This window comes from Micrococcus antarcticus (assembly GCF_044872765.1).
GTDB lineage: Bacteria > Actinomycetota > Actinomycetes > Actinomycetales > Micrococcaceae > Micrococcus.
The window spans coordinates 679,283-702,701 of the sequence record NZ_CP085253.1 but is presented as its reverse complement, the minus strand read 5'-3'; the positions used below and the strand labels follow the sequence as shown (position 1 = coordinate 702,701).

Sequence of the window (23,419 nt, the reverse complement as noted above, 5' to 3'; positions counted from 1 at the left end):
CCGACGATGCCGACCCTGCCCCCGTCCGGCAGCCCCCACCGCCGCGCCCTGACGCGCGCGGGTGTGCAGGCCGTGCCCCGCGCCGTCGGCCTCCTCGAGTCCCCCGAGCTCCAGGGGGTCGACGTGGGACCGCTCGTGGACGTGCTCCGCCACGCCGCGGACCCGGACCGGGCCCTGCTGCTCTGGGTGCGCCTGGCCGATCGCGAGCCCCGCGTCCACACCGCGCTGGCCGACCCGGACCACGCGACGCGCCTCGTCCGCCTGCTCGGCGCCTCCGACGCCCTGGGCGAGTTCCTCATCCGGTGCCCCGAGCACCTCGACCTCGTGCTGGACCCGGAGGCCGCGGCCGCCACGGCCCCCGCCCTCACCGGCCTCGAGCACGGGGACGGGCCGGACGCCGCCCCGGGCGAGGACCTGCGCCGCCTGCTGCTCGCGGCCGTCGAGGCGGACCCGGAGGCCGAGCGGCCCTGTGCCGGGCTCACGGGGGCGGACGCCGCCGTCGCGCTGCGCCGGGCGTACCGCCGCCAGCTCACCGCGATCGCGCTCGCGGACCTCGCCGCGCCCGACCCGTCCGCCGTGATGCCGGCCGTCGGCGCGTGGCTGGCCGACCTGGCCGGTGCGGCGATCGACGCCGCCCTCGCCGTCTCCCGCGCCGAGCTGGTCGCTCGCGACGGGGATGCCGCCCGCGGGGTCGAGCTCGCCGTCATCGGGATGGGCAAGTGCGGGGCGCGCGAGCTGAACTACGCGTCCGACGTCGACGTGGTGTTCGTGCACGACGTGGCCGAGGACGCCGCGCCCGTCGGCGCCGCCGCCTCCGTGGCGGCCGAGCTGGCCGCAGGGATCTCGCGCGTCATCACCGGCGCCGCCCCCGAGCCGGGCCTGTGGGAGGTGGACGCGAACCTCCGCCCCGAGGGCAAGGACGGCGCGCTCAGCCGCACCGTGGACTCCCACGTGGAGTACTACCGCCGCTGGGCGCACGGCTGGGAGTTCCAGGCCCTGCTCAAGGCCCGCCCGATCGCCGGCTCCCGCGCCCTCGGCGAGCGCTACGTGGAGGCCGTGTGGCCGCGCGTGTGGGAGTCCTCCGCGCGGGAGGGGTTCGTGGACGCCGTCCGCGCGATGCGCCGGCGCGTGCTGGACACGATCGCGCCCGCCGAGCGGGACCGGGAGATCAAGCTCGGCGCCGGCGGGCTGCGCGACGTCGAGTTCACCGCCCAGCTGCTGCAGCTGGTGCACGGCCGCGCGGACGAGTCCGTGCGCGTGCGGGGCACCCTCGACGCCGTGGCGGCCCTCCACGCCGCCTCCTACGTGAGCACCGCGGACGCCGCCGCGTTCGAGGAGCACTACCGCTGGCTGCGTGCCCTCGAGCACCGCATCCAGCTCGTGCACCTGCGCCGCACCCACCTCCTGCCGGCCAAGGACGACGCCCTGCGCGTGATCGCCCGCTCGCTGCGCGGCGCGGGGCGCACGGAGCCCGCCGCGGCCGAGGGCCTGAGGGAGCGCTTCGGAGCCGTCCGCCGCCACGTGCGCTCGCTCCACGAGACGGTGTTCTACCGTCCCCTGCTCTCCACCACGGCGGCGCTCTCCGACGACGAGGTGCGCCTCTCCGCGGACGCGGTGCGCGAACGTCTCGCCGCCCTCGGCTACCGCGACCCGAAGGGCGCCCTGCGCCACATCGAGGCGCTCACGCAGGGCGTCTCCCGACGCGCGGCCATCCAGCGCCAGCTGCTGCCGGCCATGCTGGGCTGGTTCCCCGACGGGCCCGACCCCGACGCGGGGCTGCTCGCCTTCCGGCGCCTCTCCGAGGCCCTCGGCACCTCGCCGTGGTTCCTGCGCATGCTGCGGGACTCGGGGGAGGCTGCCCGGCGCGTGTGCCTCGTGCTGGCCGGCTCGCGGTTCGTCGGCGACCTCCTCGAGCACGCCCCCGAGTCGGTGGCGTGGGTCGGGGAGGACCGTGAGCTGGAGCCCCGCGGCTCCGCGACGCTGTGGCGTCAGGTCGCCGCCCGCCTGGACCGGCACGGCGACGACGGGTCCCCCGCCCAGTCGATCCGCCACGTCCGGCAGATCCGCCAGCGCGAGATCCTGCGGGTGGCGCTCGCGGACATGTCCGGGCAGCTCGGCCTCGAGACGATTGGGGCGGCACTCGCCGACATCGACCAGGTGGCCGTCGCCGGGGCGCTGCGCGTGGCCGTGCACGCCGCCACGCAGAGGCAGGAGCCCCTCACCGACGTCGTGGTGGTGGCCATGGGCCGCCAGGGCGGACGCGAGATCATGTACGGCTCCGACCTCGACGCGATGTTCGTGCACCGCCCGCGGCCGGGAGCCGACGACGAGGCCGCCGGCGCCCAGGCGGAGGCGGTGGCCCGCCACGTGGTCTCCCTGCTGAAGCAGCCGGCGGCGCCGCCCCTGCCGGGGGAGAGGCCGCTCGAGGTGGACGCGGACCTGCGTCCCGAGGGGCGGCAGGGCCCGCTCGTGCGCACCCTGGACTCGTACCGGGAGTACTACCGGCGCTGGGCGGAGGTGTGGGAGCGGCAGGCGCTGCTGCGCGCCCGGCCCGTGGCAGGGGACGACGGGCTGGCCGACGAGTTCCGCCGCTGGGCGGACTCCGTGCGCCACGCCCAGGGTCTCACCGACGCCGACGCCCGCGAGATCCGCCGCATCAAGGCGCGCGTGGAGGCCGAGCGCCTGCCCCGCGGCGCCGACCCGGCCCGGCACGTCAAGCTCGGCCGCGGAGGGCTCTCCGACGTGGAGTGGCTCGTGCAGTCCCTGCAGCTGCGCCACGCTCCCGAGGTTGAGGACCTGCGTGTGACCTCGACCCTGCCCGCCCTGCGGGCCCTCGCCCGGCACGGCCTGCTCCCCGACGCCGAGGCCGGCGTGCTCGAGGAGGCCTGGCTCCTGGCCAGCCGCATCCGCGCCGCCACGGTGCTGTGGAGCGGCAAGCCCGGGGACGTGCTGCCCACGAACGCGCGCGACCTGGCCGCGATCGCGCGCCTCAGTGGGGCGGACGGCAACGTGGGCCCCGCGGCGTTCGAGGAGCGCTACCTGCGGGTCACCCGGCAGGCCCGCTCCGTGTTCGAGACGCGGTTCTACGGGCTCTGACCGGAGCGCCCGGGCTCAGCCGCGGACCACGTGCTCGCCCAGGATCCGCAGCGTGCGCTCGCGCACGGCTGGGTCCGGGGCCGCCGTCGTGACGATCACCTCGTCGGCCTGCACACCGGCGGCGAAGTCCCGCAGCCAGGCGGCCACGGTCTCGCCCGTGCCCACGGCGGTGCGCGCGAGCATGCCGAGCACCTGCTCGCCGGCGGGGGAGTCGAGCAGCATCTCGACCTCGTCGTCGCCGAGGGTGCGGCCGCGGCCGAGCATCATGCGGATGCGGTCGCGCTTGGCCCGCTCCCACTGCGCCTGCGCCTCCTCCTCGGTGTCTGCCGCGATCACGTTCGCGGCGGCGATGAAGTGGGGCTCGGCCTGGTCGGCCGAGGGTTGGAAGTGCTCGCGGTAGACCCGGGCGGCGTGCTCGAGCATCTGCGGGGCGAAGTGGCTCGCGAACGCGTACCCCAGGCCGAGGCGGGCGGCCAGCTGGGCGCCGAACGCAGAGGAGCCCAGGATGTACAGCGGCACGTCGGTGCCCTTGCCCGGGTACGCGTCGATCCCGGGGATCCGGCTCTCGCCCTTCAGGTAGCCCTGCAGCTCCAGGACGTCCTGCGGGAAGTGCTCGGCGGCATCGGGCGAGCGCCGCAGGGCCTGGAGCGTGCGCTGGTCGGTGCCGGGGGCGCGGCCGAGGCCGAGGTCGATGCGACCCGGGTGGAGCTCGGCCAGCGTGCCGAACTGCTCCGCGATCACCAGCGGGGAGTGGTTGGGCAGCATGACGCCGCCGCTGCCCAGGCGGATGGTGCTCGTCCGGGCGGCCACGTGGGCGATCAGCACGGACGTCGCCGACGAGGCGATCGCGGGCATGTTGTGGTGCTCTGCGTACCAGACACGGCGGAAGCCCTCCTCCTCGGCCACGCTCGCCAGGCGCACCGACTGCGCGATGGCCTCGCCGGCCCCCTCGCCGGGGCGGGCCACGGCGAGGTCCAGGAGGGACAGCGGGAGGGGTGTGGGGTCAGGCGTCTCGGTCATGGTGCTCCTCGGGCGGCAGGCGGGCAGTGCTCTCCCCCAGTGGAGCGTCCGCGGGGGCTTGGCTATTCCAGCGCTGCCCCGCCCCGTGCTCCACGTCTCAGGCCACGTGCTGCACGCCCGGTGCCGCCCTCCCCGGGCACGACGCCGGCCGGCCGCCTCCCCGGGGGAGACGACCGGCCGGCGTCGTGGACCGCGCGGAGGCGCGGGTCAGCAGGAGTAGTACAGCTCGAACTCGTAGGGGTTCGGCCGCAGCGAGAGCGGGGTGAGCTCCTTCTCCCGCTTGTAGTCGATCCAGGTGCGGATGATCTCCTCGGTGAACACGTCACCGGCGAGGAGGAACTCGTGGTCCTCCTCGAGCGCGCCGAGCGCCTCCTCGAGGCTCGTGGGCGCCTTCTGGATGTCCGCGGCCTCCTCCGGGGGCAGCTCGTAGAGGTCCTTGTCGATCGGCTCGGCCGGCTCGATGCGGTTGCGGACGCCGTCCAGGCCGGCCATCAGCTGCGCGGCGAACGCGAGGTAGGGGTTGCCCGAGGAGTCCGGGGCGCGGAACTCGAGGCGCTTGGCCTTCGGGTTGGAGCCGGTGATCGGGATGCGGATGCCCGCGGAGCGGTTGCCCTGCGAGTAGACCATCGAGACCGGGGCCTCGTAGCCGGGCACGAGGCGGCGGTAGGAGTTCACCGTCGGGTTGGTGAACGCCAGCACGGCGGAGGCGTGGTGCAGCAGGCCGCCGATGTACCAGCGCGCGGTGTCCGAGAGGTTGGCGTAGCCCTTCTCGTCGTAGAACAGCGGCTCGCCGCCCATCCACAGCGACTGGTGGCAGTGCATGCCCGAGCCGGCCTCGCCGAAGACCGGCTTCGGCATGAAGGTGGCGGACTTGCCGAACATGTCGGCGACGTTCTTCACGACGTACTTGAACTTCAGCAGGTCGTCCGCGGAGTGGGTGAGGGTGTTGAACCGGTAGTTGATCTCCGCCTGGCCGGCCGAGCCCACCTCGTGGTGGGAGCGCTCCACCGTCAGGCCCACCTCGGCGAGCATCGTGCAGATCTCGTCCCGCAGGTCGGCCTGCTTGTCCGTGGGGGAGACGGGGAAGTAGCCGCCCTGCTTGGGCGTCTTGTAGCCGAGGTTGCCGCCCTCCTCCACGCGGTTGGTGTTCCAGTAGGCCTCCTCGGAGTCCACGGCGTAGGAGGCGCCGCGCGCGGAGGACTCCCAGCGCACGTCGTCGAACACGTGGAACTCGGCCTCGGGGGCGAAGAACGCGGTGTCCGCGATGCCCGTGGAGGTGAGGTAGGCCTCGGCGCGCTGGGCCACGCCGCGGGGGTCGCGGCGGTAGGGCTCGCCGGTGCGGGGGTTCACGATGGAGAAGTTCATGGCGAGCGTCTTGCGCACGCGGAACGGGTCCAGGTAGGCGGTCTCCACATCCGGGATGAGCTGCATGTCGGACTCGGCCAGGCCGGCGAAGCCGCGGATGGAGGAGCCGTCGAACAGCTGGCCCGTGACGAAGAAGTCCTCGTCCACGGAGGAGGCGGGGACGTTGAAGTGGTGCTGCATGCCCGGCAGATCGGTGAAGCGGATGTCGACGAACTCGACACCCTCCTGCTCGATGTACGCGAGGACTTCTGCGGGGGAGGTGAACACGGTTCTCTCCTGGCCTTCCTGGGACGGAACGGGGGCGCCGGCAGACACCCGGGCCCGCCGGCCGACGCCCTCCATACTACTCAGGGGGCGACGTTCCAGCGTAGCCAGAGACTCTTCGTGACTGCTGTGGCGCGCCGGGCGACGACTACGCTGGAGGGGTGGCACACCGAGCGACCGACCCCCCTGACCGGCCCGACGAGTCCCGGCGCGGCGCCGGAGACCGCGCCGAGCCGCTCATCACGCGCTCGGACCTCGCGGGGTGGGTGGACGGTCCGGGCGGCGGCCGCGCGGCGGGGCGGTGGCCCGGCGACCTCCTCGGCCTCCCCCAGCGCGGCCCGGCCTCCATGGCGACGGCCGCCCGCCGATTCGGGGCGCTGTGCATCGACTGGGCGCTCGCCCTCGTCGTCTCGAACCTCGTGTTCGGCGGTGAGGCGATCGCCACGCTGCTCGTCTTCGCGGTGGTGCACGTCGTCGGGATCTCCCTGCTGGCCACCACCGTGGGCAAGGCCCTGCTGCGCACCCAGGTGGTGCGCGTGGGCGGCCGCACCGCGCCCGTCCACCGCGTCCTCGTCCGGACGGTCCTGCTGTGCCTCGTGCTGCCCGCCGTCGTGGTGGACCCCGATGGGCGCGGCATGCATGACCGCGTGGCGGGCACCGTCGAGATCCGCATGTGAGCGCGCCGAGACGCGACAGGGGCGGCCCACCGTGCTGGTGGGCCGCCCCTGTCGCGTCCGGTCCGGACGTGGCACCGAGCGGGCCTCAGCGGCCGCGCATGCCTCGGCGGTCGGCGCGGGCGCGCATCGGGTCGATCCCCTTGGGGATCGGAGGGCGGGAGGTGTTCAGGGCGGACAGGCGCTTGTCGATCGCGCTGACCTCCTGGTCGGTGAGCGTCTTCTTCATGGACTTCAGCGTCTTGGGCACGAGGTGCAGGGGCGTCTGGCCCTCCCCGTTGCCGGCCTGCACCACGTGCACGGGCACGTTGGGCAGGAAGCGCTCGAGGCTGCGCTCCTCCTTGGACAGCAGCTTCGCCAGGCGCGGGGCGGGGCCCTCGGTGACGAGCACGACGCCGGGGCGGCCGATCGCGCGGTACACGACGTCCTGGGTCTTCGGGTTCACGGCCACGGGCTGCTCGGGCACGATCCAGCCGCGGCGCAGCGTGGACAGGGCGGCGCCGACGGATCCGGGACGCCCCTCGAGCTGGGCGAACATGGCCCGCTCCGCGAGGCGGTTCATCACGATCACCGCGGCGAGCACGCCGAAGGGGATGGCGATCAGCAGCCACGTGATCCAGTTGTGCAGCAGCAGGCCGATGACCAGGCCCACCACCAGCGCAGCCGAGAAGGCCAGCGCCATCCACAGCACGACCTTCGGGTTGTGCTGGCGGGTCATGGCGAAGACCTGCTTGAGCTGCGTGAGGATGCCGGGGCCGCCGGAGGAGCGCTTGCGCCGGCGGTCCGCCTTCGCGTCCACCTTCATCTGGCGGCGCCGCTCGCGCTGCATGGCCTTGACCTCCTTGAGGGAGGTGGATCCGGCGGAGGGCGAGGGGGTCTGCGTGTTCTTGGCCATAGCGGGGTCCAGTCTACCGGGGCCGGATCAGGACATCCGCGCGACGACGGCCGAGGCCTCCTGGCGCGCGGTCCGCTCGCCGGCGAGGTGGGTGAGGTTCGCGGGCAGCGTGCGGCCGAGGCGCTCCATGGCCTGCGCGTAGAGCTTCCCGGCGCGGTAGGAGGAGCGCACGAGGGGGCCGGCCATGACGCCCGTGAAGCCGATCTGCTCGGCGCGCTCCGACCACTGCACGAACTCGGTGGGCTTCACCCAGCGGTCGATCGGGTGGTGGAGCTTGGACGGGCGCACGTACTGCGTGATCGTGATGATGTCGCAGCCGGCCTCGTGGAGGTCCACGAGCGCCTGGTCGATCTCCTCGTCCGTCTCGCCCATGCCCAGGATGAGGTTGGACTTGGTCACCAGCTCGTCCGCCTTGGCCATCGTCAGGACGCGGAGGGACTTCTCGTACGTGAAGGCGGGACGGATGCGCTTGAAGATGCGCGGCACGGTCTCCAGGTTGTGGGCGAAGACCTCCGGGCGGGCGTCGAAGACCTGCTGCACGAGCTCGGGGACCGCCCCGAAGTCCGGGGGCAGGATCTCGACGCCGGTCCCGGGGTTCAGCTCGTGGATGCGCCGGATGGTGTCCGCGTAGAGCCACGCGGCGCCGTCCTTCTGGTCGTCGCGGGCCACGCCCGTGACGGTGGCATAGCGCAGGTCCATCTCCCGGATGTTCTCGGCGACCTTGAGCGGCTCGTCCATGTCCAGGGGGAGAGGACGGCCCGAGGCGATGTCGCAGAAGTCGCAGCGCCGGGTGCAGATGTCGCCGCCGATGAGGAACGTGGCCTCGCGGTCCTCCCAGCACTCGAAGATGTTGGGGCAGCCGGCCTCCTCGCACACGGTGTGCAGGCCGGAGCCCTTCACCTTGTTCTTCAGGGAGATGTACTCCGGGCCCATGTGCACCTTGGCCTTGGTCCACTCGGGCTTGCGCTCCACGGGGACCTCGGCGTTGCGGGCCTCGACGCGCAGCAGGCGGCGTCCTTCGGGTGCGGTGCTCATGCGGTGGGTCCTTCCGTGGGGGTGACGGCGATGTACCGGGGACCGAGCTCCTCCAGGTGGCGGGTGAGCACGGGGACGACGTCGGCCGGCGTGATGGTCCGGCCCGTCTCCTCGGTGAGCGTGGTGGTGGCGGCGTCGGCGATGCCGCACGCGATGATGCCCGCGTAGGGGGCGAGGGAGTTGGAGCAGTTCAGGGCGAAGCCGTGGGTGGACACGCCGTCGTGGATGGCCAGGCCGATGGCGCCGAGCTTGCGGTCCGGGCGCGCCGCGCCGTCGGCGTCCGTGTCGCTGAGGACCCAGATGCCGGCCCGGCCGTCCACGCGGACGGCGGTGACGCCGTACTCGGCGGCCGTGCGGATCAGCAGCTCCTCCAGGAACCACACGTAGTCCTTCACGTGCGCGCTGTCCTTCAGGCGCACCACGGGGTAGCCGACCAGCTGGCCGGGGCCGTGCCACGTGATCTTCCCGCCGCGGTCCACGTCCACCACGGGGGCGCCGTCGGCGGGACGCTCGTGGTCCTCGGTGCGGCGGCCCGCGGTGTACACCGGGGCGTGCTCGAGGAGCAGGAACTCGCCGTCCGAGCGGCCGGCGACGACGTCGTCGTGGAGCGACTTCTGGCGGTCCCATGCCGCGTGGTAGTCGACGAGGCCAGGGGCCAGGCCGAGCACGCGCAGGGGAGGGAGGAGGGGGTCGGACATGCCGTCCACTGTATCCCTCGGGCCCCGGGAGCCGGACGCGGAGGAACGGGTCCGCCTCGGCCTGTGGACAACCCGGATCGCGGGTCCTGGAGGAGGCACGATGGTGGCGGGGGCCGGAGGAGGCCCTCCCGGGCGCCTGTCGGAGGCGGTCGGAGGGATCGGGAGGGGAGCGCGCGATGGGGGCGCACGGAGGGGGCGAGGGGCCCGAGGCTCGGCACGGGCGCCTGGATCCCGCGGGAGCGGAGCCGGGGACGGCGCCGGAGGACGCGGCCGAGGGCGGCGCTCCCCGGGTCCCCGGCTGGGAGGCCGTGCGGCTGCTGGGCGAGGGGTCCCAGGCTCGCGTGTGGCTGGTCCGGGACGCCGCCGGGGGCGAGGCCGCCCTCAAGGTGCCCCGCTCCCCGGCCGCGGGGGATTCGCTCTCGGCGGAGGCGGCTGCCCTCGCGCACGTGCGGCATCCGCACCTCGTCGCCGTGCTGGGAACCGTGCCGACGGACCAGGGCACGGGCATGCTGAGCGAGCATCGGCCTGCGGGCTCGCTCGCGGACCTCGTGCGCGAGGCCGGGCCGCTCACCCCGGGCCAGGCGGTGACCGTCCTCGTGCCCATGGCCCAGGCCCTGGCCCGGCTGCACGAGCACGGGATCGTCCACGGGGACGTCTCCCCGGGCAACGTGCTCTTCGGCGTGGACGGCAGCCCGGCCCTCGCGGACCTCGGGGTGGCGCGCGTCGTCGGGGGAGCCCAGGGTGTCGGCGGCACGCCCGGGTTCGCGGCGCCCGAGGTGCTGCGGGCGCTGCAGGAGGCGGAGGCGCCGGCGGACGGGGAGCGGGCCGCTGCGCCGGACCCGCTCACCGCCGCGTCGGACGTGTTCTCGTGGGCGGCCCTCGGGTGGTTCGCGCTGACCGGCCGGGCGCCCGGGCCCCACGGCAGCCGGGCGCCGCTGCCCGTGCTCGTGCCGGAGGTCCCCCCGGAGCTCGCGATCCTGCTGGACGCGGCGCTCGACCCCGACCCCGCGGGCAGGCCGAGCGCCCTGGAGGGCGCCTCCGCCGCCTACGCGGCCGCCGCTCCGGAGGCCGTTCCCCTCCACGAGGCGGCTCCGATCGAGGTGGCCCACCTGCTGCCCACGCTCTTGCCCGGCGGCGGCGGAGGGCCGGGCACGAGGCACGGACGGCGGAGGCGGACCGGGGGCCGAGGTGCGGTGGGCCGGCGAGGCCGACGGGCGCCTGGACCGGCCGTGGGACTCGCGGCGGGGGCCGTCGCGCTCCTGGCGGGGCTGGCCGTGGCGGGCGCCGTGCTGCACCGGACCGCGGACGGCCCCGCAGCCGGGGAGGGACAGGGACCGGCGGCGCCGACGGCGCCGTCGGGTGCCGCCCCCGCGTCGGGCACCCCGCCCTCGTCGAGTGCGCCCGGCCGGCCGCCGGACGCTGCGGCGTCGTCCACCCGGCACGGGGTGTCGGGGGAGGCCTCCGGGGAGGCGCCCGGGGACCCGTCCACCGGCACCGAGGCCTCGGCCCGCCCGGAGGAGCTGTCGGAGGACGCCGTCGCGCTCGAGGAGGTCCTGGCGGGGGTGGGCCGCGCGCGGACGGCCGCGCTCGAGGACCCGCGGGCGGAGCGGCTGGAGGCCTACGCCGTGCCGGGCAGTCCCGCGTGGCGCAGGGACGCCGCAGTGCAGCGGGACCTGGCCGGCGGCGGCTACGCGTTCGCCGGGCTCACGGTGTCCGTGGAGCCGGACGGGGCCGCCGAGGTCGAGGGGGATGCGCTGCGGGTGCCGGCCCGGATCGTCACGAGTGCGCACGCGGTGCAGGACGGCGCCGGCGCCGTCGTCGGGGACGTGGAGGAGCGAGACGAGGCCGTGGAGCTGACCCTGCGCGCGGACGGGACGCGGTGGCGCGTGGAACGGGTGGACCCTCGCTGAGCCGTCCGGGGACGGGGAACGCCGTGTGCCCCGAGGATCTCTCCTCGGGGCACACGGCGTGAACGCGGCTCAGCCGCAGAGGCGGATCAGTGCCAGAGCAGCGCGATCAGCATGTTGACCAGGCCCAGGCCGCCCACGGCGTGGGCCAGGCCGGTGGGCACGGCCTCGCCGCGGTTGAGGCGGCGCCGACCCAGCAGGGCGGCCACGAACACGATGACGCCGATCAGGAACTTGATCCCCAGCTTCATGTGGTTCGGGTCCTCCCACGTGGCCATGGCCACGCCGAAGAGCGCGATGCCCGTGAGGATCATGCCGATCGAGCCGATCCACTGCGAGGCGGTCACGGTGGGGTTGCGGAAGTGGGCGAACCAGCCGCCCACGATCGCCGCGGCCGAGACCACGTGGATCGTCACCAGGATGGTGGTCAGGACGTCCATGACGGTCCCCTCAGAGGCCGAGCTCGGGAGCGAACTCGCCGGCCTCGAGGCGCTGCTTGAGCGTCTGGAGGAAGCGTCCGGCGTCCGCGCCGTCCACGAGGCGGTGATCGTAGGTCAGGGACAGGTACATCATGTGGCGGATGGCGATGGTGTCGTTGCCGTCGGCGTCGGCCACCACCATCGGGCGCTTCACGATCGCACCCGTGCCCAGGATGCCCACCTGCGGCTGGTTGATGATCGGCGTGTCGAACAGGGCGCCCACGGAGCCGATGTTGGTGATGGAGAAGGTGCCGCCCGAGAGCTCGTCCGCGGAGATCTTGTTGGTCCGGGTGCGCTCGGCCACGTCCGCGATCTTCTGCGCGATGCCCGTCAGGTTCAGCGAGCCGGTGTCCTTGATGACGGGCACCAGGAGGCCCTTCTCGGTGTCCACCGCGATCGCGATGTCCTCCGAGGAGTGGTAGGTGATCTCCTTGTTGTCCTCGGAGAAGGACGCGTTCAGCTTGGGGTGCTGCTTGAGCGCCTCGGCCACGGCCTTCGTGATGAACGGCAGGTAGGTGAGCTTGACGCCCGACTGCTGCTGGAAGGAGGACTTCGCCTTGGCGCGCAGCTGCACGATGCGGGTCATGTCCACCTCGTGCACCTGGGTCAGCTGCGTCGAGAGGTCCAGGGACTCGCGCATGCGCTGGGCGATAACCTGGCGGATGCGCGGGGCCTTCTCGGTCTCGCCGCGGACCGAGGGGTCCACGGAGGACGCGGCGGCCTGCGGGGCCGAAGAGGCGGCCGGGGTGGCGGACTCGGCGGGGGCAGTGGCCTCGTCACCGGAGGACTTCTTGGCGAGCGAGGCCGCCAGGACGTCCTGCTTGCGGATGCGGCCGCCCACGCCGGTGCCGCGCACCGTGGAGAGGTCGACGTCGTTCTGGTGCGCCAGGCGGCGGACCAGCGGGGTGACGTAGCCCTGGCCGGGCTCGGTCGCGGAGGGCTCGGCCTTCGCCTCGCCGGACTCCTTCGCCGAGGACTCCTGCTCGATCGCCTTCTCGGAGGCGGACTCCTCGGGGGCCTCGGCGGCGGGCTCGGTGCCGGCGTCCTCGGCGGCCTCCTCGGTCTCGGTCGGGACCGCGGCCTCGGTGGCGGCGTCCTCGATCTCCTCCGGGGTGGCCTCGTCCCCGGCGGGGGAGGCGTCCGACGAGGGCTGCGAGCCGCCGGCGGAGCCGGAGCCCACGAGCGCCAGCACGGCGCCGACCTCGACGGTCTCGTCCTCCTGGGCCTTGATCTCCACCAGGGTGCCGGCCACGGGGGATGGGATCTCGGTGTCGACCTTGTCCGTGGAGACCTCGAGCAGCGGCTCGTCGACCTCCACGTCGTCGCCGACCTCCTTGAGCCAGCGGGTGACGGTGCCCTCGGTGACGGACTCGCCCAGGGCGGGGAGGGTCACCTCGGTGGCCTCGCCGGCCTGGTCGCCGGAGGACTGCTGGTCCGCCTCGGTGCTGGCGCGCTCCTCGGGAGCGGGCTCACCGGCGGGCTCCTGCTGCTGCTCGTCCTCCTGGGCCTCCTCGGTGGCCGGCTCCTCGGCCTCGGCGGGCTCCTCGGACGGGGCGTCGTCGGACTGCGCGGAGCCGGAGCCGTCGCCGATGGTCGCCAGCGGGGCGCCGACCTCGACGGTCTCGTCCTCGTCGGCCAGAATCTCCTCGAGCACGCCGGCCACGGGGGACGGGATCTCGGTGTCGACCTTGTCGGTGGAGACCTCCACCAGGGGCTCGTCGACGGCGACCTCGTCGCCGACGGCCTTCAGCCAGCGGGTCACGGTTCCTTCGGTGACGGACTCACCGAGGGCGGGCAGGTTCACGGTTTCGGACATGGGACCGTCTCTCCTCACGGGGGTGGCGCGGCGGCTGCGGATCGCCGCCGCGCCGGGGTGGGTGGGTGGGACCGTCGGACGGCCCCGTCAAGGGTCTGGCTCGGTCGGTCAGCCGTGCAGCGGGTGGCCGAACAGGGCCATCGCGGCCTCGCCGAGCGACTCGTTCTGCGTCGGGTGGGCGTGCACGAACTGGGCGACGTCCTCCGGGTAGGCCTCCCAGTTCACGATGAGCTGCGCCTCGCCGATCTGCTCGCTGATGCGCTTGCCCACGCCGTGGACGCCGACGATGGGGCCGTTCTTCTGGCGCACCAGCTTGATGATGCCGCCGGTGCCGAGGATGGAGGACTTGCCGTTGCCGGCCAGGTTGTACTCCGCGACCTCGACGTTGTCCTTGCCGAACTTCTCCTCGGCCTTGGGCTGGGAGTAGCCCACGGACATGATCTCGGGATCGGTGAAGGTGACCTTCGGGATGTTGATGTCCTCGACGACCATCGGGGTGTTGCCCGCGATCTCCTCGGCGACGAAGATGCCCTGCTGGTAGCCGCGATGCGCGAGCTGCAGGCCGGGCACGATGTCGCCGACGGCGTAGATGTTGCCCACGCCGGTGTGGAGGCGCTCGTTCGTGATGACGAAGCCGCGGTCCAGGGTGATGCCCTGCTCCTCGAAGCCGAGGCCTTCGGTGTTCGGGCCGCGGCCCACGGCGACGAGGCACACCTCGGCCTCGAACTCCTTGCCGTCGGCCAGGGTCACCTTGACGCCGGACTCGGTCTCCTCGACCTTGTCGAAGAAGGTGCCGAGGCTGCTCTTGATGCCGCGCTTCTTGAACTCGCGCTCCACGATCTTGATGATCGCGGGGTCCTCGTTGGCCACGAGGTTCTTCAGACCCTCGATGATGGTGACCTCCACGCCGAACGAGTTCCACAGGGAGGCGAACTCGGACCCGATGACGCCGCCGCCGAGCACGATGGCGGACTTGGGGGTGTAGTCCAGCTCCAGGGCCTCGGTGGAGGTCATGATCTTCTTGGAGATCGGCAGGCCCATCGTCTTCGAGACGGACCCGGAGGCCAGCACGATGTTCTTGGCCTTGTAGCGGGTGCCGTCGACCTCGATCTCGTCCTGGGAGACGAGCTTGCCCTCACCCTCGATGACCTGGACCTTGCGCATCTTCATGAGGCCGGTGAGGCCCTTGTGCTTGCCGGCGACGATGCCGTCCTTGTAGTCGCGCACCTTCGCCATGTCCACGGACTCGAGCGTGGCGTTGACGCCGAACTTCTCGGCGTGGCGGGTCTCGTCGGCCACCTCGGCGGCGTGGAGGTAGGCCTTCGTGGGGATGCAGCCCCAGTGGAGGCAGGTGCCGCCGAGCTTGGCCTTCTCGACCAGGCCGACGGTCATGCCGTACTGGACGGCCCGGAGGGCTGCCGCGTACCCGGCGGAGCCACCGCCGAGGACGAGGACGTCGAATTCCTGAGCGGTTGCCGAATCGGCCACTTGTCATGCTCCTTGTGCTGGGAGTGGGTGGAGCAGGGGATCCCTGCTGGTCACCGCCTCCCCGCCGGCCCGGCACAGAGCCGGGACCGGGACGGGGGACGGACGTCGGAGCCCACCTTACCCGGCGCGTCCTGCGATGAGACCAACCAGGGTGCGCACCATCACGCCGGTCGCGTCGCGGGGGGTGTAGCCGTGGGCAGCGGCGTCGTTGAAGGAGGGTCCGGCGATGTCGAGGTGGGCCCACGGGGTCGGGCTCTCGGCGCGCTCGGCGGCGTCGCGGCCGGCGTCGACGAACTCGCGCAGGAAGGCGGCGGCGGTCATCATCCCGCCGAACTTGTCGCCCATGTTCGAGAGGTCCGCCACGCGCGAGTCCAGCGAGGCGCGCTGGTTCTCCGGGATGGGCATGGCCCACGCCAGCTCGCCCACGCGGTCGGCCGCCGCCACGACCTCCGCGCGCAGGGCCTCGTCCCCCATCACGCCGGTGTAGCGCGTGCCGAGGGCGACGAGCTGGGCGCCGGTCAGGGTGGCGATGTCCAGCACGGCGTCGGGGCGCTCGTCCGTGGCGGCGACGAGCGCGTCGGCCATCACGACGCGTCCCTCGGCGTCCGTGTTCATGATCTCCACGGTCTTGCCGCCGTACATGGTCACGACGTCGGAGGGGCGGATGGCGGTGTCCGAGGGCATGTTCTCCGCGAGGGCCAGCCAGCCCGTGACCTTCACGGGCAGCTGGAGGGCGGCCGCGGCGCGGACGACGGCGAACACGGTGGCGGCGCCGGCCATGTCCGACTTCATGGTCATCATGGAGGCGGCCGGCTTGAGGGAGATGCCGCCGGTGTCGAAGGTGATGCCCTTGCCCACGAGGGCGATGTGGGCGGCGACGCCCTCCGGGGCGTGCTCGAGGCGCACGAGGCGTGGCGGACGGGAGGAGCCCTGGCCGATCGCCAGGATGCCGCCGAAGCCCTCGGCGGCCAGCCGCCCCTCGTCCCACACGGTGACGTCCACGGACGTCCCGGCCAGGTCCTGCTCCACCGCGTCCGCGAAGGTGGAGGGGTAGAGGTGTGAGGGGGCCGTGTTCACGAGGTCGCGCACGGCGCACACGGCGTCGCCCACGACGGCGGCGCGGCGCAGGGCGGGGCCGGCGACGTCCTCGCCCAGGTCGGTGACGACCTCGAGGGACCGCACCGGGCGGGAGCGGCGGGACTCCTCGCGGACGGTCTCGGACTTCAGGGCCGTGAACGCGTAGGCGCCCATGGCGGCGCCCTCCGCGACGGCGGCGAGGCGCTCCGCGGAGTCGGAGGGCAGGGCGAGGGCCACGGCGTCGGTGCCGGCCAGGGAGCGCACGGCGGCGCCGGCCGCGCGGCGCAGCGCCTCGGAGCTCACGCCGCCCTCCTCGTCCAGCGGGCCCACGCCCACGAGCACGAGCAGGGGCACGGGGGAGCCGCCGACGCCGGGGAGGCGGTGGACCTCGTCCGCGCCGCCGCGCACGCCCAACAGCTCGAGCGAGGCCTCGAGCGCGGTGGCCGCCTCGGCCGGCAGGGCATCCGTGAGCAGCAGCGGCCCGTCCGGTCCGGAACCCACCCCCACCACCAGGGCGGACGCGGTCACGTCCTCGAGGGTGCGGGCGGTCAGGGACGGGCGGTCCTGTGTGATCACGGTGGTGCCTCTTTCTCTTCTCGGCGGGGACTGCGGGACGGGTGGGCCGGCGACACCCGTGTGACGCGGCCCTCATCGGCCATCCTAGTCACGGCCCCGGCGGCCCCCTGGCCCCGCCGCGGTGGAATAGGGGAGGCCGTCGGGGAGGTTGACCCTGGCGGAGGCGGGGCCCGGGACCACGGGCGTCCGCCGCAGACCATCAGCAGGACGAGATCGAGCAGGACGAACCGGGAGGGCGCGCGGTGCAGGATCCCACGCAGCTGTACACACGTCACGACGGCGGGCCTGAGGGCGCCGCAGACCTGGCCGTCCCCCCGGGGCTGGGCATGCTGGTCGTGCTCACGGGCCACATGGACGCGGGTCGGGTTGCCCTCCAGGTGCGCTCGGCGCTGCGCGAGCACCTCACGCACCGGCTCGTCGCCGACTTCGACCTGGACCAGATGTTCGACTACCGGGCCCGCCGCCCGCGGCTGCGGTTCGAGCGGGACCGATACAGAGACCTGCGCATGCCCTCGCTGCGGGTCGAGGTGGTGGAGGACCTGATCGGCCACCCGTTCCTGCTGGTGGCCGGCCCCGAGCCGGACTTCCAGTGGGAGCGCTTCACCGCTGCGCTGCTCGGGCTCGCCGAGGAGTGGCAGGTGGACTCCCTCACCTTCCTCGACGCCGCCCCCATGCCGGTCCCGCACACCCGCCGTCTCGGGGTGACCACCCACGGCTCCCGCCAGGACGCCGTCGGCGGGCTCTCCACGTGGAGCCCTGAGGCGGACATCGTCTCCGGGGCGCTGCAGATGCTGGAGGTCCGCGCGCAGGAGGCCGGCATCCCCACGGCCGGGTACACCCTGCACGTGCCGCACTACCTCGGCGAGGCGGCCTTCCCCCAGGCGGCGGTGGCCGCACTCGAGTACGCGGGCGCCGCGCTGGGCCTCATGCTCCCCACGGACGAGCTGCGGGACGCCTCCCGGGAGATCGAGGCGGAGATCGAGCGGCAGGTGGCGGGCTCGGAGGAGGTCCGGTCCATGATCACGGGGCTCGAGAAGAACTTCGACCAGAACGCCGAGGACCAGGAGCGCTCCCTCCTGGAGACCGACGGGGGACTGCCCGACGGCGACGCGCTCGCCTCCGCCGTCGAGGCCTACCTCGCGGAGCGGGACGGGGCGGTGCACCCCTGGACGCGGACGGATCCTGCACAGGAGGACCGGCCCGGTCCGCCCTCCACCGATCCGACCGACTGACCCCCGGCGGCGGGGGCGCCCGACCCAGGATCGGGCCATGGACCCTTGCACCCCCACCCCCACCCCCACCCTCGCCCCCGGCACCCTCTCCGCCCGCGGGGTGGACGACCTCCTCGGCTACGTCGGTCACGCCCTCGGCACCCTTCCCCGGCAGAGCCTCGTCCTCGTGACCCTCGAGCACCGCCTCCTGCGCGCCGTCGTGCGGGTGGACCTGCCGGGGCATGCCGACGCGCAGGGGCGCTGGGCGCGCACGGTGGCCGGCGTCTGCCGGCGGGACGCCCGGGCGACCGCCGTCCTGGCCCTGGTGCTCGACGCCTCGGCCGAGCCCGGCGCGGCCGCCGCGCCTCCATGGTGGCCGGCCCTCGAGGACGCCCTGTGCCGTGCGGACATCCCGGTGGCCGAGGCGTGGTGCAGCGCGGGTGAGCGGGCCTGGCCGTGGCCTCCCGGGCGGGGCACGGCGTCGCAGGCGCGCGCGGTCAGCCCTGAGTCCAGCGTCCTCTCCCTTCACCTGCTCGCCCAGGGTTCCGTGTGGGGCCTGCGGGACCGCGACGTCCTCGTGCCGCCGCCGCGACGGGCGGCGCCCGCCGACGCTCGGCGGTGGCCGGCGCCGGACCCACAGGACGCCGCCGGCCGGGCCGCCTGGCAGGACGCGTGGCGCACCGTGCTGCGCGGCGGGTGCGCGCAGGACCACGAGCTCCTCGCCGGGCCGCTCGTCCTCCCTGCCTGGCGCGACGCCCTCGTGGTCCTGGCGGCGTGCGGCCCGGACGCCGCCGCGGCCGACGGCGCCGCGCGGGAGCCGATCCTCACGGCCTCGACGCCGGAGCCGCCGGACTGGCGCTCCCTCGACCGCCTGTGGGAGGCGTGCCGGGGCATCGCGAGCACCGCCCCGGCACGCCACGCGGCCCAGGCGCTCGCGGTGGCGGCATGGGTCTCCTGGGCACGGGGCCACGGCTCCGCGGCGAGCGCGCACCTGGAGGCCGCCGAGGCGCTGGACCCGAGGGACCGCTTCGGCTCGGTGCTGCGGGCCGTCACGGGAGCGGGCCTGGTCGCGGGGTGGGCGACGTCCCCGGAGACCGCATGGCGGGCCGGTCCGCGGCGGTGACGCCCCGCGGGGCGTGGCCGGGGTGGGGGCCTGCCGCACCGTGCGACAATGGATCGGTTCAGCGCCGGTCGAGCCGCGCGGTCCGCCTCGGTGCGATCCGCGTGGAATAGACCCGGCCGCCTCGGTGTTGAGCACTCCAGGACCCTGCAGTCTGCGGGCCCGGGCGACGTCGTCGCCCGCGGCCGGGACTTGACAGGGTCACGCGTATATGGACTGCAGGGGATCCGCGCGCAGGCGCGGACCGACGGAAAGGCCACGAGTGACCACTTCGACGACCAGCGGAGCGCAGGACGGCCCGGAGACGACCGGCACCGGTGCGGCCAAGAAGGCCGCCACCCGCACCCGGGCGAGCGGGACCGCCGCGAAGAAGACCACCGCCACGGCGAAGAAGACGGCCACGGCCCGAACGAGCACGGCAGCCACGAAGGCCGCCGCGACGAAGACGACCGCGGCCAAGACGACCGCGGCGAAGTCCGCTGCCGGCACGAAGTCGGCGGCAGGCGCGAAGTCCGCGACCGGCACCGCCAAGAGCACCGCCGCCAAGAAGTCGACGACCCGGTCCACCGCGGCGAAGACCGCCGGTGCGTCCAAGGCCACGGCCCCCACGGCGGCTGCGAAGGCCGCCTCCACGAAGGCGACGGCCGCCAAGGCCGCCGCCGCGAAGGCCGCCGACGCGGACGCCGAGGCGGAGACGGACGAGGCGGCCGTCGACGCCCGCGAGGAGACCGCCAAGGCCGACGCGGTGGGCCCGGAGGACGAGGCGCTGGCCGCCAAGGGCGACACCACCGCCGACGAGGACTCGGACGATGAGGACGCCGACGGCTCGGACGCGAACCAGGCGCCGGCCATGGCCCCCGAGTCCGTCACCGGCACCAAGGCGAGCGGCCCCGCCGTCGTCCGGGGCGCCTTCGTGGTGGACAACTCCGAGGACGACGCCCCGGTGCAGCAGGTCGTCGTGGCCGGCGCCACCGCCGACCCGGTGAAGGACTACCTGAAGCAGATCGGCAAGGTGGCCCTGCTGAACGCCGAGCAGGAGGTGGACCTCGCCATGCGCATCGAGGCCGGCCTGTACGCCGAGCACTGGCTCAAGGAGAACCCGGTGGACGACTACCGGGTGCGCCGCGACTACGAGCTGATCATCGCCGACGGCCGCCGCGCCAAGAACCACCTGCTCGAGGCGAACCTGCGCCTCGTCGTCTCGCTGGCCAAGCGCTACACCGGGCGCGGCATGCTCTTCCTGGACCTGATCCAGGAGGGCAACCTCGGCCTCATCCGCGCCGTGGAGAAGTTCGACTACACCAAGGGCTTCAAGTTCTCCACGTACGCCACGTGGTGGATCCGCCAGGCCATCACCCGCGCCATGGCAGACCAGGCCCGCACCATCCGCATCCCCGTGCACATGGTGGAGGTCATCAACAAGCTGGCCCGCGTGCAGCGCCAGATGCTCCAGGACCTGGGCCGCGAGCCCACCCCGGAGGAGCTCGCCAAGGAGCTGGACATGACCCCGGAGAAGGTCGTGGAGGTCCAGAAGTACGGCCGCGAGCCCATCTCCCTGCACACCCCCCTCGGCGAGGACGGCGACTCCGAGTTCGGCGACCTCATCGAGGACTCCGAGGCCGTCGTGCCCGCGGACGCCGTCTCCTTCACCCTGCTCCAGGAACAGCTGCACTCCGTGCTGGACACGCTCTCCGAGCGTGAGGCCGGCGTGGTCGCCATGCGCTTCGGCCTCACCGACGGCCAGCCCAAGACCCTGGACGAGATCGGCAAGGTCTACGGCGTGACGCGCGAGCGCATCCGCCAGATCGAGTCCAAGACCATGTCGAAGCTGCGCCACCCGTCCCGCTCGCAGGTGCTGCGGGACTACCTGGACTGATCGCGGGGAGGGCGGGTCCGACGCGGCCCGTCCCCCTACGCGGCGGAGGGCCGGGACACCGTCATGGTGCCCCGGCCCTCTGCCGTTCGGTTCGGCTGCAGCGCAGCCGGGGGTCGGCTCAGCTCAGGCTGGACGTCTCGTCCTGCCACACGGCGGTCTTCGGGCGCAGGGCGGCCTCCACGTCACGTGCGTGGTGAGCGCAGAAGAGCAGCTCGCCGCCGGCCTCGAGCACAGCGCGGACGTAGGCCTGGGCGCCGCAGCGGTCGCAGCGGTCGGCACGGGTGAGGGCGGCCGGCTCGGCCAGGGCGGTGATGGACACGGTGTCCTCCTCGAGTTCGGGTCTGGGGGCTGACAGCCGGCGGATGCGCCGGCTGCCCCACTCGTCCGATGGAACAGCCAGGATGGCAGGGTTATTCGCGGCGCGGGGCGCGGACCCGCCCCGTTTCGCTGGGCGCGTATCGGCGACGTCGACGTCGGTCTCCGGACGCTGCGGGCCTCCCGTAGGGCGCCCTGCCGTGTCCGGCCCCCCGAGTAGGCTGGACGGGCCGTCGCCGCGCCGCCTCGGCCCCCGCGTCATCCCCGTCGAAAGGCCCGCCTCCCGTGCCAGCGTCCTCCGAGTACACCGCGCGCCACCTCTCCGTGCTGGAGGGGCTTGAGGCCGTGCGCAAGCGGCCAGGCATGTACATCGGCTCCACGGACTCCCGCGGCCTCATGCACTGCCTGTGGGAGATCATCGACAACTCGGTGGACGAGGCCCTCGGCGGCTTCGGCCAGTCGATCGACGTCACGCTGCATCCGGACGGCTCCGTGGAGGTGGAGGACTCAGGCCGCGGCATCCCCGTGGACGTCGAGCCCAGGACGGGCCTGACCGGCGTCGAGGTGGTGTTCACCAAGCTCCACGCGGGAGGCAAGTTCGGCGGCGGCTCCTACGCCGCCTCGGGCGGCCTGCACGGGGTGGGCGCCTCCGTGGTGAACGCCCTGTCCTCCCGTCTGGACGTGCAGGTGTTCCGCGGCGGGAAGGTCCACCAGATGTCCTTCCGCCGGGGCGAGCCCGGCCGGTTCGCGGACGCTTCGAGGCCCTCCCCGGAGGCCCCGTTCGAGCCGGCGAAGGACGCCTCGCCGCTGGACGTCGTCGGCAAGGCCAAGCGCGGCCGCACCGGCACGCGGGTCCGCTACTGGGCGGACGACCAGATCTTCATCAAGGACGCGAAGTTCTCGGCGGAGGACCTGCGCGCTCGGGCCCGGCAGACCGCCTACCTGATCCCCGGGCTCCGGATCACGGTGCGGGACCTGCGCCGCGCCGCGGGGGAGGAGGCCCCCGCGGAGGAGGTCTTCCAGTACGACGGCGGCATCTCGGAGTTCGTCGAGCACCTGACCCCCGCGTCCCCCGTCACCGACGTGTGGCGCATCCAGGGCTCGGGCACGTTCAAGGAGCGCGTGCCGGTGCTCGGCGAGGACGGCCGGACGGCGATGCAGGACGTCCAGCGCACGTGCGAGGTGGACCTCGCCCTGCGGTGGGACGTCGGCTACGAGACCGTGTTCCGCTCCTTCGTGAACATCATCGCCACGCCCAAGGGCGGCACCCACCAGTCCGGCTTCGAGGCCTCGCTGCTCAAGGTGCTCCGCGCCCAGGTGGAGGCCAACGCGCGCCGCCTGAAGGCCGGCACGGACAAGGTGGAGAAGGACGACGTGCTGGCGGGCATGACCGCCGTGCTCACCGTGCGCCTCGCCGAGCCGCAGTTCGAGGGGCAGACCAAGGAGATCCTCGGCACCTCGGCCGTGCGGCGCATCGTCGCACAGGTGGTGGAGAAGGAGCTCACCGCGCGCCTGGCGTCGTCGGCCCGGGCGCAGAAGCAGCAGACGGCGGTGCTGCTGGAGAAGGTCGTGGCGGAGATGAAGTCCCGCATCTCGGCGCGCACCCACAAGGAGAACCAACGGCGGAAGAACGCGCTGGAGACCTCCACCATGCCGGCCAAGCTCGCGGACTGCCGCAGCTCGGACGTCGCCTCCTCGGAGCTGTTCATCGTGGAGGGCGACTCCGCCCTCGGCACCGCCAAGCTCGCCCGGTCCTCCGACTTCCAGGCGCTGCTGCCCATCCGCGGCAAGATCCTCAACGTGCAGAAGGCCTCGGTCTCGGACATCCTCTCCAACGCCGAGTGCGCAGCCCTGATCCAGGTGGTGGGCGGCGGCGCCGGGCGCAGCTTCGACATCGACGCGGCGCGCTACGGCAAGGTCATCCTCATGACGGACGCGGACGTGGACGGTGCCCACATCCGCACCCTCCTGCTCACCCTCTTCTTCCGGTACATGCGTCCCATGGTGGAGGCGGGCCGCGTGTTCGCCGCCGTCCCGCCCCTGCACCGGATCGAGGCGGTCACCCGCGGGCAGAAGGAGCGCGAGGTCATCTACACCTACTCCGAGCAGGAGCTCCGCGAGGTCCTCGCCCGCCTGGAGAAGGAGGGGCGCTCCTACCGCGAGCCCATCCAGCGCTACAAGGGCCTCGGCGAGATGGACGCGGACCAGTTGGCGGAGACCACCATGGACCCCCGCCACCGCATGCTGCGCCGCGTGAACATCTCCGAGCTGGAGGCCGCCGAGCGCGTGTTCGACCTGCTCATGGGCTCCTCCGTCGCCCCTCGCAAGGAGTTCATCGTCTCCGGCGCGGACGACCTGGACCGCGCCCGCATCGACGCCTGAGCCCGGCACCTCCGGGGAGGAGTCGGGTTCCCCTCGATCGCCGCACAGGCCTGTGAGGGCCTGGACACATGAACGCGACGATGAGCGAGCGGTCCTGGCGGTGGCGCATCGGGGTGGCCTCGGCC

The 23,419-nt window shown here is 73.7% G+C and carries 17 protein-coding genes; 7 read left to right on the top strand and 10 right to left on the bottom strand.

Features of this window, described 5'->3' with window-relative positions:
* Nucleotides 1-6: 6 nt before the first annotated feature.
* The gene (locus tag LG274_RS03285; RefSeq protein ID WP_404465400.1) at nt 7-3,096 is read left to right on the top strand and encodes a bifunctional [glutamine synthetase] adenylyltransferase/[glutamine synthetase]-adenylyl-L-tyrosine phosphorylase; all 3,090 of its coding nucleotides are present in this window, start codon (nt 7-9) and stop codon (nt 3,094-3,096) included.
* 15 nt (nt 3,097-3,111) lie between these two features.
* On the opposite strand, the gene LG274_RS03280 is transcribed toward LG274_RS03285, so the two are convergent.
* Together LG274_RS03280 and glnA are read right to left on the bottom strand one after the other, a co-directional pair.
* A complete protein-coding gene (locus LG274_RS03280) occupies nt 3,112-4,116 on the bottom strand; it encodes an LLM class flavin-dependent oxidoreductase (protein ID WP_404465398.1) in 1,005 nt (334 codons plus the stop codon).
* Nucleotides 4,117-4,323: 207 nt separating this feature from the next.
* Nucleotides 4,324-5,748: a type I glutamate--ammonia ligase gene (gene glnA / locus LG274_RS03275; protein WP_404465394.1), complete on the bottom strand. Its 1,425-nt coding sequence runs from the start codon at nt 5,746-5,748 to the stop codon at nt 4,324-4,326.
* 158 nt (nt 5,749-5,906) lie between these two features.
* On the opposite strand from glnA, the gene LG274_RS03270 reads away from it, so the two are divergent.
* Complete coding sequence (locus LG274_RS03270; RefSeq protein WP_404465392.1) at nt 5,907-6,422, top strand: RDD family protein; 516 nt, start codon at nt 5,907-5,909, stop codon at nt 6,420-6,422.
* A gap of 85 nt (nt 6,423-6,507) precedes the next feature.
* Here the strand turns inward: LG274_RS03270 and LG274_RS03265 are convergent, their stop codons facing one another.
* Genes LG274_RS03265 through lipB form a run of 3 tightly spaced genes read right to left on the bottom strand, consistent with a single transcriptional unit; the run spans nt 6,508 to nt 9,047 of the window.
* Nucleotides 6,508-7,314: a DUF4191 domain-containing protein gene (locus tag LG274_RS03265; protein WP_298711240.1), complete on the bottom strand. Its 807-nt coding sequence runs from the start codon at nt 7,312-7,314 to the stop codon at nt 6,508-6,510.
* A 27-nt stretch (nt 7,315-7,341) separates the two neighbouring features.
* Nucleotides 7,342-8,349: a lipoyl synthase gene (gene lipA / locus LG274_RS03260; RefSeq protein ID WP_298711235.1), complete on the bottom strand. Its 1,008-nt coding sequence runs from the start codon at nt 8,347-8,349 to the stop codon at nt 7,342-7,344.
* On the bottom strand, nt 8,346-9,047 hold the full coding sequence (gene lipB / locus LG274_RS03255) for a lipoyl(octanoyl) transferase LipB (RefSeq protein ID WP_404465389.1): 702 nt from the start codon (nt 9,045-9,047) through the stop codon (nt 8,346-8,348). The genes lipA and lipB overlap by 4 nt, the downstream gene beginning before the upstream one ends.
* A gap of 176 nt (nt 9,048-9,223) precedes the next feature.
* On the opposite strand from lipB, the gene LG274_RS03250 reads away from it, so the two are divergent.
* The gene (locus LG274_RS03250) at nt 9,224-10,957 is read left to right on the top strand and encodes a serine/threonine protein kinase (protein WP_298711229.1); all 1,734 of its coding nucleotides are present in this window, start codon (nt 9,224-9,226) and stop codon (nt 10,955-10,957) included.
* 86 nt (nt 10,958-11,043) lie between these two features.
* Here the strand turns inward: LG274_RS03250 and LG274_RS03245 are convergent, their stop codons facing one another.
* The 4 genes from LG274_RS03245 to LG274_RS03230 form a co-directional block, all read right to left on the bottom strand.
* Complete coding sequence (locus LG274_RS03245; RefSeq protein ID WP_248115670.1) at nt 11,044-11,394, bottom strand: hypothetical protein; 351 nt, start codon at nt 11,392-11,394, stop codon at nt 11,044-11,046.
* 10 nt (nt 11,395-11,404) lie between these two features.
* Nucleotides 11,405-13,249, bottom strand: a complete 1,845-nt coding sequence (gene sucB, locus LG274_RS03240; protein WP_404465386.1) for a 2-oxoglutarate dehydrogenase, E2 component, dihydrolipoamide succinyltransferase — start codon at nt 13,247-13,249, stop codon at nt 11,405-11,407.
* A 108-nt stretch (nt 13,250-13,357) separates the two neighbouring features.
* Nucleotides 13,358-14,737 carry a dihydrolipoyl dehydrogenase gene (gene lpdA / locus LG274_RS03235; RefSeq protein ID WP_298985502.1) on the bottom strand — a complete coding sequence of 460 codons (1,380 nt, stop codon included), beginning with the start codon at nt 14,735-14,737 and terminating at the stop codon, nt 13,358-13,360.
* A 117-nt stretch (nt 14,738-14,854) separates the two neighbouring features.
* Nucleotides 14,855-16,390: a leucyl aminopeptidase gene (locus tag LG274_RS03230; RefSeq protein WP_298985504.1), complete on the bottom strand. Its 1,536-nt coding sequence runs from the start codon at nt 16,388-16,390 to the stop codon at nt 14,855-14,857.
* Nucleotides 16,391-16,632: 242 nt separating this feature from the next.
* Between LG274_RS03230 and LG274_RS03225 the strand changes: the two genes are divergently transcribed.
* The 3 genes from LG274_RS03225 to LG274_RS03215 all read left to right on the top strand — a co-directional run bounded on the left by LG274_RS03225 (nt 16,633) and on the right by LG274_RS03215 (nt 20,597).
* The gene (locus tag LG274_RS03225; protein ID WP_298711216.1) at nt 16,633-17,622 is read left to right on the top strand and encodes a PAC2 family protein; all 990 of its coding nucleotides are present in this window, start codon (nt 16,633-16,635) and stop codon (nt 17,620-17,622) included.
* Nucleotides 17,623-17,659: 37 nt separating this feature from the next.
* Nucleotides 17,660-18,724 carry a DUF4192 family protein gene (locus LG274_RS03220; RefSeq protein WP_298711213.1) on the top strand — a complete coding sequence of 355 codons (1,065 nt, stop codon included), beginning with the start codon at nt 17,660-17,662 and terminating at the stop codon, nt 18,722-18,724.
* Nucleotides 18,725-18,932: 208 nt separating this feature from the next.
* Complete coding sequence (locus LG274_RS03215) at nt 18,933-20,597, top strand: RNA polymerase sigma factor (protein WP_298711210.1); 1,665 nt, start codon at nt 18,933-18,935, stop codon at nt 20,595-20,597.
* Between the two features lie 118 nt (nt 20,598-20,715).
* Here LG274_RS03215 and LG274_RS03210 read toward each other — a convergent pair whose 3' ends face one another.
* A complete protein-coding gene (locus LG274_RS03210) occupies nt 20,716-20,916 on the bottom strand; it encodes a hypothetical protein (RefSeq protein WP_248115663.1) in 201 nt (66 codons plus the stop codon).
* A 281-nt stretch (nt 20,917-21,197) separates the two neighbouring features.
* Between LG274_RS03210 and LG274_RS03205 the strand changes: the two genes are divergently transcribed.
* Nucleotides 21,198-23,294: a DNA topoisomerase IV subunit B gene (locus LG274_RS03205; RefSeq protein ID WP_248115662.1), complete on the top strand. Its 2,097-nt coding sequence runs from the start codon at nt 21,198-21,200 to the stop codon at nt 23,292-23,294.
* Nucleotides 23,295-23,419: the final 125 nt, after the last annotated feature.

What these genes read in the sequence shown, in the direction of transcription:
- LG274_RS03285 (WP_404465400.1), top strand. Translation starts at nt 7, where the DNA reads ATGCCGACCCTGCCCCCGTCCGGCAGCCCCCACCGCCGCGCCCTGACG.
- LG274_RS03215 (WP_298711210.1), top strand. Translation starts at nt 18,933, where the DNA reads ATGGACTGCAGGGGATCCGCGCGCAGGCGCGGACCGACGGAAAGGCCA.
- LG274_RS03250 (WP_298711229.1), top strand. Translation starts at nt 9,224, where the DNA reads ATGGGGGCGCACGGAGGGGGCGAGGGGCCCGAGGCTCGGCACGGGCGC.
- sucB (WP_404465386.1), bottom strand. Translation starts at nt 13,249, where the DNA reads ATGTCCGAAACCGTGAACCTGCCCGCCCTCGGTGAGTCCGTCACCGAA.
- LG274_RS03220 (WP_298711213.1), top strand. Translation starts at nt 17,660, where the DNA reads ATGGACCCTTGCACCCCCACCCCCACCCCCACCCTCGCCCCCGGCACC.
- LG274_RS03265 (WP_298711240.1), bottom strand. Translation starts at nt 7,314, where the DNA reads ATGGCCAAGAACACGCAGACCCCCTCGCCCTCCGCCGGATCCACCTCC.
- lipA (WP_298711235.1), bottom strand. Translation starts at nt 8,349, where the DNA reads ATGAGCACCGCACCCGAAGGACGCCGCCTGCTGCGCGTCGAGGCCCGC.
- lipB (WP_404465389.1), bottom strand. Translation starts at nt 9,047, where the DNA reads ATGTCCGACCCCCTCCTCCCTCCCCTGCGCGTGCTCGGCCTGGCCCCT.
- LG274_RS03245 (WP_248115670.1), bottom strand. Translation starts at nt 11,394, where the DNA reads ATGGACGTCCTGACCACCATCCTGGTGACGATCCACGTGGTCTCGGCC.
- LG274_RS03280 (WP_404465398.1), bottom strand. Translation starts at nt 4,116, where the DNA reads ATGACCGAGACGCCTGACCCCACACCCCTCCCGCTGTCCCTCCTGGAC.